This window comes from Dokdonella sp. (genome assembly GCF_049593775.1).
Classification (GTDB): Bacteria; Pseudomonadota; Gammaproteobacteria; order Xanthomonadales; family Rhodanobacteraceae; genus Dokdonella.
Genome location: NZ_JBAWHJ010000158.1, coordinates 1 through 13,966 on the forward strand (window position 1 = coordinate 1; position 13,966 = coordinate 13,966).

13 protein-coding genes are annotated in these 13,966 nt (G+C 59.5%); 7 read left to right on the forward strand and 6 right to left on the reverse strand.

The window, feature by feature from the left end; genetic code table 11:
* A partial coding sequence (locus WBP53_RS05485) for a class I SAM-dependent methyltransferase (RefSeq protein ID WP_423926732.1) occupies positions 1-736 on the forward strand: 736 nt, incomplete at its 5' end.
* Here the strand turns inward: WBP53_RS05485 and WBP53_RS05490 are convergent.
* Genes WBP53_RS05490 through WBP53_RS05505 form a run of 4 tightly spaced genes read right to left on the reverse strand, consistent with a single transcriptional unit; the run spans position 710 to position 5,111 of the window.
* Complete coding sequence (locus WBP53_RS05490; protein WP_423926734.1) at positions 710-1,144, reverse strand: GtrA family protein; 435 nt, start codon at positions 1,142-1,144, stop codon at positions 710-712. The genes WBP53_RS05485 and WBP53_RS05490 overlap by 27 nt on opposite strands.
* On the reverse strand, positions 1,141-2,109 hold the full coding sequence (locus tag WBP53_RS05495; RefSeq protein ID WP_423926736.1) for a glycosyltransferase family 2 protein: 969 nt from the start codon (positions 2,107-2,109) through the stop codon (positions 1,141-1,143). Before WBP53_RS05495 ends, WBP53_RS05490 begins: the two co-directional genes overlap by 4 nt.
* Before the next feature lie 33 nt (positions 2,110-2,142).
* Positions 2,143-3,081, reverse strand: a complete 939-nt coding sequence (locus tag WBP53_RS05500) for an NAD-dependent epimerase/dehydratase family protein (protein WP_423926738.1) — start codon at positions 3,079-3,081, stop codon at positions 2,143-2,145.
* A gap of 41 nt (positions 3,082-3,122) precedes the next feature.
* Positions 3,123-5,111, reverse strand: coding sequence for an acetoacetate--CoA ligase (locus WBP53_RS05505; protein WP_423926740.1), 1,989 nt, complete (start codon positions 5,109-5,111; stop codon positions 3,123-3,125).
* Between the two features lie 292 nt (positions 5,112-5,403).
* Between WBP53_RS05505 and WBP53_RS05510 the strand changes: the two genes are divergently transcribed.
* Positions 5,404-6,246 carry a hypothetical protein gene (locus WBP53_RS05510; protein ID WP_423926742.1) on the forward strand — a complete coding sequence of 281 codons (843 nt, stop codon included), beginning with the start codon at positions 5,404-5,406 and terminating at the stop codon, positions 6,244-6,246.
* 331 nt (positions 6,247-6,577) lie between these two features.
* Here WBP53_RS05510 and WBP53_RS05515 read toward each other — a convergent pair whose 3' ends face one another.
* Both WBP53_RS05515 and WBP53_RS05520 read right to left on the reverse strand, forming a co-directional pair.
* The gene (locus WBP53_RS05515) at positions 6,578-8,647 is read right to left on the reverse strand and encodes a sodium-translocating pyrophosphatase (protein ID WP_423926746.1); all 2,070 of its coding nucleotides are present in this window, start codon (positions 8,645-8,647) and stop codon (positions 6,578-6,580) included.
* 207 nt (positions 8,648-8,854) lie between these two features.
* Positions 8,855-10,111: a 6-phosphofructokinase gene (locus WBP53_RS05520; protein ID WP_423926748.1), complete on the reverse strand. Its 1,257-nt coding sequence runs from the start codon at positions 10,109-10,111 to the stop codon at positions 8,855-8,857.
* Between the two features lie 186 nt (positions 10,112-10,297).
* Between WBP53_RS05520 and WBP53_RS05525 the strand changes: the two genes are divergently transcribed.
* From WBP53_RS05525 to WBP53_RS05545, 5 genes are all read left to right on the forward strand, one after another.
* Positions 10,298-10,861, forward strand: a complete 564-nt coding sequence (locus WBP53_RS05525; protein WP_423926750.1) for an adenylate kinase — start codon at positions 10,298-10,300, stop codon at positions 10,859-10,861.
* Positions 10,862-10,934: 73 nt separating this feature from the next.
* Positions 10,935-11,489 carry a hypothetical protein gene (locus WBP53_RS05530; protein ID WP_423926752.1) on the forward strand — a complete coding sequence of 185 codons (555 nt, stop codon included), beginning with the start codon at positions 10,935-10,937 and terminating at the stop codon, positions 11,487-11,489.
* An 86-nt stretch (positions 11,490-11,575) separates the two neighbouring features.
* Entirely contained in the window at positions 11,576-12,970 is a 1,395-nt protein-coding gene (gene mpl / locus WBP53_RS05535) for a UDP-N-acetylmuramate:L-alanyl-gamma-D-glutamyl-meso-diaminopimelate ligase (protein ID WP_423926754.1), read from the forward strand.
* A 16-nt stretch (positions 12,971-12,986) separates the two neighbouring features.
* Positions 12,987-13,577 carry an LON peptidase substrate-binding domain-containing protein gene (locus tag WBP53_RS05540; protein ID WP_423926756.1) on the forward strand — a complete coding sequence of 197 codons (591 nt, stop codon included), beginning with the start codon at positions 12,987-12,989 and terminating at the stop codon, positions 13,575-13,577.
* An 8-nt stretch (positions 13,578-13,585) separates the two neighbouring features.
* Positions 13,586-13,966 (forward strand): SDR family NAD(P)-dependent oxidoreductase (locus WBP53_RS05545; protein WP_423926758.1); only part of this gene is annotated, 381 nt, incomplete at its 3' end.

The window sequence follows — 13,966 nt, forward strand, 5'->3', positions numbered from 1 at the left end:
GAGCAGCAACAATCGTTGGTCTTCGGATGCATATCCAGGCAGCTACAGGGACGATGTAAACCGCTCGATCGGCTTTTCCGGTCTCGGCATGGACATGTTTGCACGGGGCAGGGTGGTCGATACTCTGGACATCTTGCGTGCTCAGGCAGGCATGGCCGAGTCGCAGGTTTCCAGCCTGGATATCGGTTGCGGAGTGGGGGTGTCGCACCCGCTGCTGGCGCCGCATGTGGGCAGCTTGCACGGTGTGGACGTATCCGCTGAGGCCATTGAGGATGCGCGTTTGTCCAATGCGGACATCGAATATTCCGTTCAGGAAGATTCGCGATTGCCGTTTGAGGATTCTACGTTCGATTTCTGCAGCACTACCTGCGTCATGCACCATGTGCCGCCTGATCAGTGGCCATCGTTTGTTGCGGAAGCCTGGCGGGTGACCAGACCGGGTGGCTTGTTTGCCGTGTACGAGCACAACCCGATCAACCCGATGACGCGCTGGGCGGTTTGGCGCTGTCCGTTTGATCACGATGCGGTGTTGCTGCGCGCCTCTCGCGTTCGCGAGTTGCTGCGTAATCAGGGGTTTGAAATTGTCACGCAGCGCTATCTCTTTTTCCTGCCATTGGACCGCCCCTGGGCACGCAGGTTTGATCGCTTGCTGCGTTGGTTGCCGTTGGGGGCGCAGTACGTCGTTTGTGCGCGGCGGCCGGCCAATGCCTCAGCCAGAGTGCAGCACCCAGCGTGAAAGAAGAAAGGTGACCGGGATGGTCAGGATCACCGCGAATCCCAGTGCCAGCCACTGCGGAATGTGGATGACTTCGACAGCAAGGCGCAGCAGCCCGAGGCTGATCAGGAACTGCGCCACATAGACCAGCGGGAATCTCAGGGCCGAGCGTTTTCGCATGGGTTGGCGGAACACGAACACCGCACTCAATGCGTAGGCCATGACAATACCCACGCCATAGCCAATGGTGTAAGCCACTTCGTAACGCATCCAGTTCAGCAGCAACAGATAGATCGCGTAAGCAGCAATCGTGTTGCTGCCACCCATGATCAGGTAGCGCAGGAATTCGCCGCCAATCTTGCGGTAGTTTCGTGTGCTGGACTGGGATGATTCCCCGGAATGTGTTTCCGGATCGAATTGATCAGTCACGTGCGAATGGATCCCTTCGCTCCAGATGAAGTCCTGGACTCGACCAGGTAAACCGGCTTGTGGTACGCGGCGCCCATCAGGCGCCCGACATATTCTCCCAATACGCCGAGTATCAGAAGCTGCACGCCGCAGGCAAACAGGATGACGGACATCAGCGAGGTGTAGCCCGGGTTGGTGATGGTGCCGGTGAAGTAGCCGTACACAACGAACATCATGTAGACAAAACTGGCCAGTGCCAGCGCAGCGCCACTATAGCTTGCGACGCGCAATGGCCAGTGCGAAAAGGTGACGAAGATGTTGACGGCGTGCGATACGAGTTTGCGCAAGGTGTACGCGCTATCGCCATGCTTGCGCTCTCCGTGGGTGACCTCGACCGTTGCGACTGACGAGGTCATCCACGACAACATGCCATCAATGTAAGGGCGACTGAGCTTGAAGCCGATCAGTTGGTGAGCCAGTGGCGCGTGGATCGCTCGAAACGATGAGTACTCGGTATTGAGATCCGGAAACGCGCGCTTCAAAGCGCGGCGCATCAATTCAGAGCTGAGGTTTCGATAGCGTGCGTGGGTGCGCCGCGGAAACAGCCCATAGACCAGCGGGCAGTCTTCATTGCCTGCTTCGAGCAGCGCGGGGATCGATTCCGGAGGATGCTCAAGGTCGTCATCCAAGGTGACGATCCAGTTGCCGCGGGCTTGTTCGATGCCGCAGATGGTCGCGGCATGCTGGCCAAAATTGCGACTCAGGCGCAGTCCGACGATGTGAGCATCATTCCGCGCCAGGTCGCGGATGACCGGCCACGATTCGGCCTGGCCACGGTCATCGACCAGGATCAATTCGTAGGTCAGCCCTGCCCCTTGCATGGACTTGCCAACGCGTTGGCTGAGCTCGTTCAGTGCATCGCAGCCCCCGTAGACGGGGACGACTATGGATACATCAATGTCTACTTCCATGCGTTCAGGGTGCATCAGGAATGTTCTCGATTGCAGTTCGCGGGTAGTTCAATTCGAAGGGGTCGACTGCTGGCGCCACTCCCAGGTTCGACGCAAGCCGGTTTCCAGATCGATCTCTGCGCTCCAGCCCAGATCTTCCCTGATTGCCTTTGCACTAGGTGAAACGCTGGGGACATCGACGCCGCGAGGGGGCTTGAACTCGACTTGAATATGCTGGCCGCTGGCCCGTTCGCAGGCTTTCACAAGTTCCAGAATCGACGTGGTGCGACCGTTGGCAACATTGTAGACGTTGAACCGTTTTGTCTGTGCGACCGTGGTTGCAGCAATGATGGCGCGAATCAGATCGTCGATATAGCAATAGTCGCGAACAATCGAACCATCGCCCCAGATCTGGAACGGCTCGCCGTCGCTGGCGCGGTCAAACAAGGTTGGCACAATGGCAAATCCCTTTGAGACTGGCTGGCCAGGGCCAAAGAGATTGCTGGGTCGGAGCGAGGTGGCCGTCCAGTCGCTGGTTGCCACGCAAGCGTGCAGCAATGCCTCCGCGGCCGCCTTGCCTGCTCCGTAGTATGAGCGTGGCCGCAGTGGAAAGTCCTCGCTGGCATTGGTGGCGAGGTCTCCGTAGATGGTACCGCCCGATGACAGATAGACCAGGTGCCTGCCGGGAAAGTCCGCAGCGCACTCGAGCACGCGCGACAACGGCAGGAGGTTTCCGATGACTTCGAGTGCCGGATCTGCAGCGCTGGTCGCGGGCGTGCTGATGCTGGCCGTGTAGACGAGGGTGCTGCACCGGGCCACGGCCTCGCGCAGCAGGTGCTTGTCCTCGATCGATCCGCGCAGATGGGTGATAGGGCCCAAAGCGCCCGTGTGTTCGGAGCGGCCCAGCGCACAAACCGGCCGACCCTGGCTGGCGAGTTTCGAGCACAGCGCCGAACCAATAAACCCCGCGGAACCAAGCACAAGTACGGGCTCTTTTGTTTCACGCATTTCCTTCGATCCTTGGTCCGTCCCGCCGGGCGGGTAGGCGTTCAATCCTGCAATTCGGGAATGATCGCATAATCGTCGAGTGATCGAGGATTGGCCAGTGCCTGGCGATTGCGTACTGGTTGCCCGTGTATGGCATCAAGAACTGCAATTTCGCTGGGTTTGCCTGAATGGGTGCGTGGAATATCCGCTACCTGGATGATCTTTGCCGGGACGTGGCGAGGCGTGGTGCTATTTCGAATCTGCAACTTGATCCTTTCGCGCAACGCGTCATCGAGTGAGCAGCCTTCGCGCAGACGGACGAACAGCACGATGCGCTCATCATTCATCCATTGCTGGCCAATCACGATCGATTCGAGAATTTCTTCGATCCCCGTGAGTTGGCGATAGACCTCGGCGCTTCCGATTCGAACACCGCCGGGGTTCAGCGTCGAGTCTGAGCGACCCAGAATGACGACACCGTCGCGCTTGGTGAGGATGGCCTGGTCACCATGACACCAGGCGCTCGGGAAGCGGGAGAAATAGGCCTCGTGGTAGCGAGCGCCATCGGGATCGTCCCAGAACCCGACCGGCATCGACGGGAAAGGGGCGGTGCAGGCGAGTTCACCACCAATTTCCGAAACTGGTTCGCCCGCATGGTCGAGAATCTCGACCTTCATGCCGAGGCCACGGCATTGCAATTCACCCCGGTAAACCGGCATCAACGGGTTTCCAAGCGCGAAACAGGAAATGATGTCGGTGCCCCCGGAGATCGATGCCAGCAGGATGTTCGCCTTGATCTGGCCGTAAACGTAATCGTAGCTCTCCGGTGCAAGCGGTGAGCCGGTTGACAGAATCGTTCGCAGGCTCACGAGCTTGTGCGTGACTCCGGGACGAAGCCCGGCCTTTTCGATGGAGGCCAGCCAGCGCGCGCTGGTTCCGAATACAGTGATGCCGATCTCGTCTGCAAGATCCCATAGCACGTCGTCTTTTGGCCAGGATGGCGAGCCGTCGTAGAGCACCACTGTCGCGCCGACGGCGAGACTGGAAGCCAGCCAGTTCCACATCATCCAGGCGCATGTGGTGTGAAAGAAGAAACGGTCCTCACGCTTCAGGTCCGTATGCAGGACCAATTCCTTGAGATGCTGGATGAGGGTGCCGCCTGCGCCATGAACGATGCACTTTGGCGCTCCGGTCGTTCCCGACGAATAGAGGATGTAGACCGGGTGATCGAACGGCAGAAGTTCGAATTCCAGGTTCGGGTTGCCGGTACCAACGAAATCGGGCCAGCTCCTGAGCTTGCCAGAATACTCCGATAGGGCGGGATCGCCAGCGTAGGGAATGACGATGACAGCCTCGATGGACGGCACGCTAGCAACAACTCCGTTTGCCTTTTCAAGGCACGCAAACGCCTTGCCTGCATAGGTGTATCCATCGACGCAGAAGAGGACTTTCGGCTCAATCTGGCCGAACCGGTCAACCAGGCTTTCGATGCCGAAATCAGGTGAGCACGATGACCAGATTGCGCCCAGCGATGCGGTCGCCAGCATGGCGACAATGGCTTCCGGAATGTTTGGCAACAATCCTGCTACGCGGTCACCGACACCGACTCCGGCATTCCTCAGGGCTTGTGCCGCACGCGCCACCTCGCAATGCAATTCCGAATAGGTGATCTGCCGAGACTGACCCCGCTCGTTGCGGAACTCGATGGCCGTTCGATCATCCTTGTAGCGCAGCAGATTTTGCGCAAAATTCAGGCGGACATTGGGGAACCAGACCGCGCCGGGCATCTTGTCGCCATCGACCAGGGCAGGTTCGAAATCACCGTTGGCCCGTATTCCGCAGAACTCCCAGACCAGTTGCCAGAAGCGCTCGGGTTTGCGGATCGAGAAATCGTAGAGCGGCGAGTAACGCCGGATATCTTCGTTGCCGGTTCGCTCGCGGACGAAGCGCATGAATCGATTGAGGTTTGCGCGCTCGATGCGATCCTGGCCAGGTTCCCAAATCGGCTTTGGCGTGCTCGCGATGTCCATGCTGTTGACAGTTGATGTCACGGAATCAATTCCTTTTCTTCGCCTGGGTAACTTAGCAGGAACGGCGATGCCTCCGTCACCCATCAGCGGCCTATTGCATGGGTGTGAGCGAGGTTGTGCCGCGAAATGTGGCGACTGAATCGCATTGCTTCAACTATTTTGCAAGACAGCCCCGATTTGGCAGCATTCTTGCTTCAATCCGACGGGGGTACTATCGTCGCCAGCAGGTCAGCACGACCGGCGATGCCGGCAGCTAGCCCAAGGGCATTGAAGAAATTTGTGCGACTGCAGCTGCAGCCGCAGGAGAATGATCGTGGGCTTGCTCGACGAACTTGAAAACGAAGCGCAGCGGCGCAAGTCCAGCGACGAGGATGCTGCGGCACTCAAGGCTGCTCGCGAAACCGCCTATCGCACGGTGCTTGAGCCGGCCATGGCCGATTTGTTCACCTACCTGGGTGAGCTGGTCGCAAAGTTGAAGGTACTTCAGCCGAAGGTCGCGATCACGCACACACTGGCTGGTTACGGTGACGTGATTGGCTATGTCGAGCATGAGTATGAGCTGCATGAAGCCCGCCAGCCGTCCTCGAAAGAAATCACGTTGTCGTTCTTTGCGCCGATCGCCAGTTCCGAATGCCCCAGCGTTCAGGTCGAAGGATCGAACCGGGTTCGCGCGCTGTCGACGCTGTTCCAGCGGCACAGGTTTGGCGCACCTTTGGCGCAGACCAAGGATACTTCCGGCGAAGTTGTGGGATCAACGTTCAAGGCCAAGGGCCGAATTCCGTTGACCGCCGTGTTCACGGCCGATGCTGCCACGGGTCAATTGAGAATGACCTTCAGCAATTTTGATGACCTGGCCACGGCAGTCAAGACGGTTGCACCCGAACTGGTCAACGAAGCGTTGTACGACCAGATAGGTCGCTATCTGATGCGGGATCCTACCGAGTTGATGCGTGAAGTGCTGCCCGAGAACTATCGCAGTCAGTTGCGTGCGCGGGTACACCAGCAGGAGGTCAAGCGGCGCTGGGAATCACAGATCGTCGCTCGCCAGCAAGAAGACATCGCGATGTTGAAGCGCGAATATGGCATTGGTGCGCGTTTCAACCGCATCGGTGACGCGATGGGCAAGCTGCGCGGACTGGTTTCGAAGAAAACCTGAGCAGCCGACTGCAAGCTCGATTTTTGTAGAAGCAAACTTCAGCTGCGATGCTTTTCTCGCAACCTATCAAACGGCATAGGGCATGAATGCTCCCCGTGCGAAGAGCAGATGGGCGATGTGCCTCATGTCGGCTCCACCGTAGGTTGGTGGTGAGCGCAGCGAACCCCAACATTCTCGATGAATTCAATTAATCCGGGGTTCGAACATCTCCGAACCGTTGGACATCGCTTTGTTCAGCATAACCTGCAAAAGGTGTTCGGTTTCGGCCGTGACAAGGTCACCACAGATCCGTACGCCAGGACGGGCCAGCGGCCCGTCCTGGCGACCGCGATCAGAGCAGTGGCACCAGCAACAGGGCCACGATGTTGATGATCTTGATCAGAGGATTCACGGCAGGGCCGGCGGTGTCCTTGTACGGGTCACCCACGGTGTCGCCTGTCACGGCGGCCTTGTGCGCTTCGGAACCCTTGCCGCCGAAGTTGCCATCCTCGATGTACTTCTTGGCGTTGTCCCAGGCACCGCCGCCTGTCGTCATTGAAATGGCCACGAACAGGCCGGTGACGATCGTGCCGATCAGCATGCCGCCAAGCGCCTGCGCGCCGGCCATTGGACCGCCAATCCAGCCGAACCCGAATCCGACCACGATCGGAACCAGCACGGGCAACAGCGATGGAATCATCATTTCCTTGATCGCCGACTTGGTCAGCAAATCGACCGCACGCGAGTAGTCGGGCTTGGTCGTGCCTTCCATGATGCCGTCGATTTCACGGAACTGACGACGGACTTCCTCAACCACCGAACCGGCTGCACGCCCTACCGCTTCCATGGCCATGGCACCAAAAAGGAACGGGATCAGTCCACCGATCAGCAAGCCGATGATCACGTAGTGGTTGGATATGTCGAAGGTGAAGATCTTGTCCGGATGTTCGACGGCGAGCTTGTGCGTGTAGTCGGCGAACAGGACGAGGGCAGCCAGACCGGCAGATCCGATCGCGTAACCCTTGGTCACGGCCTTGGTCGTATTGCCGACTGCATCCAGCGGGTCGGTGACTGCACGGACTTCCGGAGGCATGTCAGCCATTTCGGCAATGCCACCGGCGTTGTCGGTGATCGGGCCGTACGCATCGAGGGCGACGATCATGCCGGTCATCGAGAGCATGGCTGTGGCTGCCACGGCAATGCCGTAGAGGCCGCCGAAATGATGGGCAGCCCAGATGGCGGCACACACCGAAAGCACCGGCCAGGCGGTCGACTTCATCGAGATGCCGATGCCGGCGATGATGTTGGTGGCATGCCCGGTGGTCGAGGCTTGCGCAACATGACGCACGGGGGCGTACTCGGTGGCCGTGTAGTACTCGGTGATCACGACCATGGCGCCGGTCAGGATCAGGCCGACCAGACTGCAATAGAAGATGTTGGCAGCAGGAATGACGACGCCGGCGCCGACTTCAAGTCCACTGGCGAAAAGCTCCTGAGTCACGAACCAGAAGGCGATTGCGGAAAGCACGGCGGAGACGATCACACCCTTGTACAGGGCGTTCATGATCTTGCCGCCAGAACTGGTCTTGACGAAGAAGGTGCCGATGATCGAGGCGATGATGGAAACGCCGCCCAACACGATCGGGTAGAGCACGGCGTTCGGATTGCCGGCAAACATGACGCCACCGAGCAACATGGTCGCGATCAGGGTGACTGCGTAGGTTTCGAACAGGTCGGCGGCCATGCCGGCACAATCACCGACGTTGTCGCCGACGTTGTCGGCAATCACGGCCGGGTTGCGCGGATCGTCTTCCGGGATACCGGCTTCGACCTTGCCGACGAGATCGGCACCCACATCGGCGCCCTTGGTGAAGATGCCGCCGCCGAGTCGCGCGAAGATCGAGATCAGCGACGAGCCAAAGGCCAGTCCGATCAATGCGTGCAGGGCCTCGTCCGGGGTATGCCCCAGTTTCGAGAGCAATACGTAGTAGCCGGCGACGCCGAGCAGGCCGAGGCCGACAACCAGCATGCCGGTAATGGCGCCGCCACGGAACGCGACGGCCAGTGCCGCAGCAATACCGCTGCGTGCCGCTTCGGCTGTGCGCACGTTGGCTCGTACCGAGACATGCATGCCGATGTAGCCAGCGAGGCCGGAAAGGATTGCACCGACGGCGAAGCCGAATGCGGTTGGCCAGTTCAAGGCGAGGCCGAGCGCAACGAAAAGCACGGCGCCGACGATGGAAATCGTCATGTACTGGCGGTTGAGATAGGCACGGGCACCCAGCTGAATCGCCTCGGCGATTTCCTGCATGCGCTCATTTCCGGCCGGCTTGGAAAGAATCCATCGAATTGACCAGACGCCGTAGAGAATGGCCAATACCGCACAGATCATCGAAAACAGTAAACCATGTTGCTGCAACATTTATTCCTCCCAAGGAGCAGGCAAATCAAAGGAAACCGCAGAGACCCCACAAACCCGACGAGTATAGCCATGCCTTGACTGGCAACACATTCGTGCGGTGCAGCATTCGTGCAGGCTCCATGGGCGAATGGGCATACCCGGCCATGGCCGGGTTTGCGGGGCAGCGTCGATGCTGCGTACGCCGGGCGGCCCGGGTACTGGCACGTATCAGTCAGCTATCGAGAAGGGAGCCAGTTTTGACTTCACGGCCACGTTCTTGAGCTTCACGTATTTCGGCAAGCCATCCTTGCCCGATGGTGGAGCCTCCTCACCACGAATCAGCGGTTCGAGATAGCGCCGTGCCGCTTCGGTGATGCCGTAGCCATCTCGGCGGATGTAGCTCTTGGGCAGCTTTTTCTCGTGGTTGGCGACTTTCTTCAGCGACGCCGGCTCGATCTTCCAGCGGTATGGTGAATCGGAGGTTCTGACGATCACCGGCATGACTGCGTTCTTTCCGGCAAGTGCGTATTCGACTGCGGCCTTGCCGACTGCGTACGCCTGCTCGACATCAGTCTTCGATGCGATATGACGCGCTGAGCGCTGCAGGTAGTCGGGCAGGGCCCAGTGGTACTTGTATCCGAGCTTCTGCTTGACCAGATCCGCCAGCAGCGGAGCCACGCCACCGAGCTGGGCATGTCCGAACGCATCGCGTGTGCCCACTTCGGAAAGGAATTGGCCATCCTTGTTGCGTACGCCCTCAGAAACCACGACGGTGCACCAGCCAACGCGTTCGACCGTGGCCTTGACCCGAGCCAGGAAGGATTTCTCGTCGAAAGGGATCTCGGGGAACAGAATGATGTGCGGTGCATCGTCGGCTGACTTTCCCGCCAGGCCTGCTGCTGCGGCAATCCAGCCGGCGTGGCGGCCCATGACCTCCATGACAAAGACCTTGGTCGAGGATTCAGCCATGGATGCCACGTCCAGGCTGGCTTCAAGCACTGAAACTGCCGTGTACTTGGCCACCGACCCGAATCCTGGGCAGCAATCCGTAACCGCGAGATCGTTGTCGACGGTCTTGGGCACGCCGACCACGGTCATTTCGTGGCCAAGGGCCTTGCCGATCTGGGACAACTTGTTCGCGGTGTCCGCCGAATCATTGCCACCGTTGTAGAGGAACCAGCGAATATCGTGGGCGCGGAACACCTCGATCAGGCGCTCGTACTGGCTGCGGCTTTGTTCAATGGACTTGAGCTTGAACCGGCACGAGCCAAACGCGCCTCCCGGTGTGTGGCGTAATGCCGCAATCGCACTGGCGGATTCCTTGGATGTGTCGATCAATTCCTCGCGCAGAGCGCCGATAATCCCGTTGCGGGCGGCAAGGACTCGGACCTTGTGCTTGCGAGCGGTCTCGATAACGGCGCAGGCGCTGGCATTGATGACGGCGGTGACGCCTCCGGACTGGGCGTAGAGCAGATTGCCTTGCATCGGTAGAGATTTCCTGTCGATTGGAAGGGGGGTGTGCCGCTTGATGGGCCTTGCCTCAGCGGCCTGTCAAGTGTGCCGGTTTGACTGCGCCTGCTCCAGCAGATAGCTTTACGCCGCGTTTTCCCGATTGAATTCTAGCGCAGGGTCGTGGAGGTTTCCGCGAGTGCGCGTCACCGAAGGAACAGTATGCGACTCGTGCTACTCGGCGCGCCCGGATCGGGCAAGGGCACACAGGCGGCGATGCTCAGGGATTCATTGCGCATCCCCCATATATCCACGGGCGATCTGCTGCGGGCTGCAGTCAAGGCGGGCACGCCGCTGGGGCTAAAGGCCAAGGCCGTCATGGATGCCGGAAAACTGGTCTCCGACGATATCGTGCTTGGCATGCTCGAGGATCGAGTCGCCCAGGAGGATGCCCGCTCCGGATTCATCCTCGACGGATACCCGCGCAACCTGGCCCAGTGTGCTGCGCTGGAGTCGCTGCTGGATCGGATCAACCAGCCGTTTGACGTAGCCATCAAGCTGGAGGTGCCGAACGAGCTGATAGTTGAGCGCATCGCCGGCCGCGCTGCAGCCGAAGGGCGCGTTGATGACACCCCTGAAACGGTTCGTGCCCGACTGAAGGTCTATGCCGAGCAGACCGCACCGGTGGCGGATCATTTTGCTGCCATCGGCAAGCTGGTTACCGTGGATGGCGTGGGTGAACTCGATGAAGTGTTCAATCGCATCGTCGCTGCACTTCCGGCCTGATTCTGTCAGTTGACAGGTGTAACCGTGCGGGTGGGGCGGTGCAATCCCGCTGCCTGACGTTGGCGTTCTAGGCATGAGCGAAAAAACAATCTCGTTGTCGCGACTGGTCGAAATCGTGATCGGTCTCTGCCGTTTTCGAGGCGGCCCGCAAGATCTTCCGCACTCAAGCGGCTTGCTCGTGGGCATGCTCGTTGCCGCTGTATTGCTCGACTATGCCTCTGGCAGCTTGCTGGGCTTTGATGACACCTTGCTCGCACGTTCGCTGCTTTCCATTTCACTGCTGCTTGCCCTGTGCTGGACGGCGTTGTCCATTCGCGGTCTCGGCAATCGCTATCTCCAGACCATGACGGCTCTGGTGTCCTGTTCGATGGCGTTCTCGCTGCTGATCCTTCCGCTGGCCTGGCTGTTCGGCAATCCGCAGGGTGCCGAGGTGATTCTCACGCCGGCACAGATAATGGTTGCCTGGCTTGGTCTGGGCGTGCTGATCTGGAAGATTGCCGTGGACGCGCACATCGTGCGCCAGGCCATTGATGCGCCGTTCTGGCTTGGCTTGATGCTGGCCATTTCCTGGGCCATCGCCGACTACGCGTTGAGCCGGCTGATCTTCTTCAATGACGCCGCGATGTGAGCGTCGTTGCCGACTCGCCGATCCATTTCCCCAAAGGGGCTCGCGGGCATTCAGGTGCGCGGCGGCTTCTGCACTAAACTCGACTCATGAAACTTCATATTCTCGGTATCTGCGGCACATTCATGGGAGGCATCGCCGCCCTGGCGCGTGAGCTTGGCCATGAAGTCGAGGGCAGCGACAGCAACGTATACCCTCCGATGAGCACGCAACTGGAGGCATTGGGCATCGCGCTGATGCCCGGCTACTCACCGGAGAATATCAATGCCGACTGCGACCTGGTCATCGTCGGCAATGCCATGTCGCGCGGCAATCCTGCGGTCGAGCACGTGCTCAACCAGCGTTTGCCCTATATCTCGGGGCCACAATGGCTGGGTGAGCAGTTGCTGGGAGATCGCCAGGTATTCGCGGTGGCCGGAACACATGGAAAGACAACCACGACATCGCTGCTGGCGTGGTTGCTTGAATACGCCCAACTTGAGCCGGGGTTCCTCATTGGCGGCGTACCCGGAAATTTTCCGGTATCCGCGAGGCTGGGCAGCGTGGCTCAACAGGGTGACAAGAATGATCGCCCACCCTTTGTGCTGGAAGCGGACGAGTACGACACGGCATTCTTCGACAAGCGATCAAAGTTTGTGCATTACCGCCCATCCGTGGCCATTCTGAACAATCTCGAATTTGATCACGCTGACATTTTCGCCGACGTGGAAGCGATCCAGCGTCAGTTCCACCATTTGTTGAGAATCGTGCCAGGCAATGGGCGGATCATCGTCAATGGCGAAGACGAGCGGCTTGCCGAAGTGTTGGCGATGGGCTGCTGGTCGCCTGTTGAAACCTTCGGAATCGAATCGGGCAATTGGCAGGCCCGGTTGCTCGAAAGCGATGGTTCGGCGTTTGAAGTGCTGCGCGACGGACGTTCGCTGGGCGCGGTGCGCTGGCCTCTGCTCGGCAGGCACAATGTCATGAACGCACTGGCGGCACTGGCTGCGGCCAACGCCGCCGGCGCCGATGTCGCAACGCTGCTGCCGGCGCTTGCGGATTTCCGCAGCGTCAAGCGGCGTATGGAGCGCGTGGCTGAAGAGGCGGGTGTAGTGGTCTACGACGATTTTGCCCATCACCCTACTGCGATCGCGACGACACTGGCCGGTCTGCGTGCCAGCGTCGGCAGCAGGCGCATCGTCGTTGCCCTGGAGCCTCGATCAAATTCGATGCGCCTGGGTGCGCATGCCGACCAACTCGCGCCGTCGCTTGCCGATGCAGATCGTGTCCATTTCCTTCAGCGACCCGAATTGCCCTGGGATGCTGGCCGAGTCGTGGATGCCATGGCTGGCCGTGGTACGGCAGCCGCCAGTGTGGATGAGTTACTCAATGCCATGCAGGCAGACATTCGCGAAGGTGACCAGGTCGTATTCATGTCCAACGGGGGATTCGAAGCTGCACCACGCCGATTCGTCGAATTGCTGCGCGCGTGCGGATCGTCCTGAGAGCGCTGAACTGCTGATGCAAACCGATAACTTGCCGTTGTTCCCCTTGTCATCAGTCCTGTTTCCCGGTGGGCATCTGAGCTTGCGCATCTTCGAGCCGCGCTATCTGGATATGGTCAGGGACTGCGCTCGCAGCGATTCGGGGTTTGGCGTTTGCCTGATACTTGAAGGCGAGGAATCTGGCGAACCCTCGGTGCCGGCTGCGGTAGGCACGGTTGCGCGGATCACCGATTTTCATACGCTGCCCGATGGCCTGCTGGGTATTCATGCACAAGGTGGGGATCGATTCAGTGTGCTCAGCACGCGGGTTCGCGACAACGGCCTGATCCAGGGCGACATTGAGTACTTGTCCGGGGAAACGGTTGTACCCGTGCCGGCGGATTGTGGTCTGCTGGCAACCATTCTCGAGCGCATCCATGATCAGGCGGGCGGGGAGTACTCCCGGTTTGAACGAAGCCACTATGATGATGCGAGTTGGGTGGGCTTTCGCCTTGCCGAATTCTTGCCATTGGAGCAGCCTGAGCGACAGATGTTGTTGCAGCTCGACGATCCCGTCGACCGCCTGAACCAGTTGATGCATTTTTTGCCGCGCTTTCAACGCGATTGAGGGAATTCATGAGTTCATTGAAAGGAAAGACCCTGTTCATCACCGGCGCTTCGCGCGGAATCGGACTGGCTATTGCAAAGCGGGCAGCCAGGGACGGAGCAAACATCGTCATCGCGGCGAAGAGTGCCGTAGCCAATCCCAAGTTGCCGGGAACCATCTACACCGCCGCAGCGGAAATTGAAGCCGCAGGTGGCCAGGCGCTGCCTTTGATGGTGGATATCCGCAGCGAGGAAAGTGTGCATGCTGCCGTAAACGAAGCAGTAGCGCGATTCGGCGGGATCGACATTCTTGTCAACAATGCCAGCGCGATCTGGTTGCGAGGCACAGCCGACACGCCGATGAAGCGTTTCGACCTGATGCACCAGGTCAATACGCGAGGTACCTTTCTT